Annotated in this window: 1 protein-coding gene and 1 pseudogene; one reads left to right on the top strand and one right to left on the bottom strand. The window is 78.4% G+C overall.

The genetic code is table 11. The features are described from left to right. Positions 1 to 718 (top strand): annotated as a pseudogene (locus tag ACFUEL_RS38695) (hypothetical protein); the annotation flags it as partial. 18 nt (positions 719 to 736) lie between these two features. On the opposite strand, the gene ACFUEL_RS38700 reads toward ACFUEL_RS38695, so the two are convergent. Then, positions 737 to 2,173 carry a hypothetical protein gene (locus ACFUEL_RS38700; protein ID WP_380242745.1) on the bottom strand — a complete coding sequence of 479 codons (1,437 nt, stop codon included), beginning with the start codon at positions 2,171 to 2,173 and terminating at the stop codon, positions 737 to 739. Positions 2,174 to 2,304 lie beyond the last annotated feature (131 nt).

Consider the following 2,304-nt stretch of genomic DNA (forward strand, 5'->3'; position numbering starts at 1 on the left):
CCGGGACCGTACTCCCCCGCCCGGGCGCGCCCCGCACACCCTGGGCGGGCGGCCGACGCCCCGCCAGCGCCTGCTGCGGCAGCGGCTGGTGGTGTTCGTGACGGTGACCCTGGGCGTGGCGCTGGCCATCGCCGTCGCGCAGGGCTGCCAGAACCGCGACGCGCAGGGCCTGGGCCCGCAGCCCGCCGGGGTGGCGACCGCCCCGGTCGACCCGGCCGCCGGGACGACGCTGTCGGTGGACGGCGCGAACGCCGCCGGGCACGGCGACACCGGGCTGGCCCCGTCCTTCGGCGCCCCGCCGCAGGTCGACTGGCCCAACCTGAGCTACCCCGACCCGTCCGGCGGCCCGGCGATCCGGCTGCACGACGGGCACTCCACCGAGAACGGGCCGCCGGTCTCGCTCGCCGCGGTGCTGCCCGCCCGCTACCGGGACGCGCAGGCCACGCTGGTGGTGCTGCGCCGCCTGGAGGGCGCGGTGCCGGTCGACCTGGTCCAGCTGTACGGCTTCACCGGCGGCTCCCCCGTGCTGCTCGCGGACCGGGCCTCGGCCGCGAACCCGGAGGCGGGCGCGGTGTGGCGGGTGGAGAACGGCGCGCTGATCCGCGAGGAGCGGATCGACCGGACGGGCGCGGTCTCCTCCACCCGGTACACCGTCCGGGCGGACGGCGGCCTGGAGGAGTCCTGGCCGGGGTCGGGCGTCTCGGGCTCGGCGGACTGACCTCTCCCCGGCCCGGGTTCACAGCCCGGCGGCGTCCAGGCGGGCGCGGATCTCGTCGACCGGGAGGGCCGGGTTGGCGGCGGCGGCACGGTTGACGTACGGGGACGGATCGTCGAGCAGGGCCCGCAGGGTGGTCGGAGCGTGGGCGGGGTGGCTCGCGGCGAGGCGACGGACTTCCTCCTCGGGGTCGGCGGCGAGGCGTTCCAGCAGGTGGGCGGGCAGCTCGGGGTCGCGCAGGGCGAGCAGCCGCATTCGGGGGACGGGGTCGGTGGCCAGGCGGCGGAGGGTCTCGGCGGGCAGCGGCAACACGTCGGCGGGGCGCCAGGGCATCGGCTTGAACGGGCGGTACTCGCGGTCGAGGCGTTCGGCGGTGGCCGGGTCGATCGGGTCGGGGCTCCTGCGGGCGGCGGCGAGCGCGACCTCGTTGTCGGGGTCGGCGAGCAGGCGGGCGCGGGCCTCGGCGGGGAGGTCGGGCGAGACGGCGGCGGACCGGCGGAAGGCGGGGTGGGGCGAGTCGAGGTGCGGCAGCGGGTCGGCGGTGACCCAGGGCAGGTGGAGCAGCCGGAGTTCCATCTCGACCCCGAAGTGGTCCAACTCCAGCTCGACGGCGGTGTCGACGTCCACGTCATCGCCGGGCGGTTCGAACGGGCCGGTGACCGAGTCGTACAGGGCGGCCCGTTCGGCCTCGGGGGTGTCGGGGCGGGCCAGGACGGCGAGGCGGACGAGCGCGCGGGGGTCGGCGGCGAGGCGGGTGCGGAGGTGGGCGGGCAGGCCGGGGTGGGCGGCGAGGGCGCGGCGGACGTCCGGGTCGGGGTCGGCGGCGAGGCGTTCGAGGTCGGTGGTGGCCGGGTCGCAGTGCGCGACGGCGCCGGGACGGGTGAGCGGGTCGGCGAGCAGGGCGGGGACGAGGTCGGCGGGCGGGGCGGGGTACGGCCGGCCGCGGAAGTAGGTGGCGCAGGCGGCGGCGCGGACGCTGCCCTCGGGGTCGGTGAGCAGGGCGCGGCGGACGGGTTCGGGGGCGGCGGTCCAGTACTGGGCGAGGGTGGCGCGGACCTCCGGGGCGGGGTCGTGGGCGAGGCGGGCGCGCAGGTCGGCGGGGGTGCGGTCGGACTCGGCGAGTTGCTTGCGCACCTCGGGGGCCGGGTCGGCGGCGAACCGTTCGAACAGCTCGCGGTCCTCGTTGGAATCGGTGGCGGAGACGACCAGGGCGGCCCGGACGTCCGGGTCGGGGTGGGCGGCGAGGCGGCGGCGCACCGGCTTCGGCAGGTGGCGGTTGAGGGCGACGGAGTGCGCGTCGTGGGCGATCAGGGCGTCGAGCTGGGGTTCGGTGAGGCCGGGGCGGCGGGGTAGCACGAGGAGGTTGTGCGGGGCGGCGATCAGGCGGTCGACCAGGTCGGCGGGCAGGGCCGGGTTCTCGGCCAGGCCGTCCAGGAAGTCGTACGGGAGGTCGGGCATGCGGACGGGGCTCCTTCAGCCGGTGAGGCGGGTGCGGGCGGCGGGCCGGTCGGTGGCGGTCATCGTGTAGTGGAGCAGGCCGTGCGGCGGGGCGCCGGGGTCGGCGGGGCGGGCGCCCAGGCGGGTGACGG

It is taken from the genome of Kitasatospora sp. NPDC057198, from assembly GCF_042670125.1.
Classification (GTDB): Bacteria; Actinomycetota; Actinomycetes; order Streptomycetales; family Streptomycetaceae; genus Kitasatospora.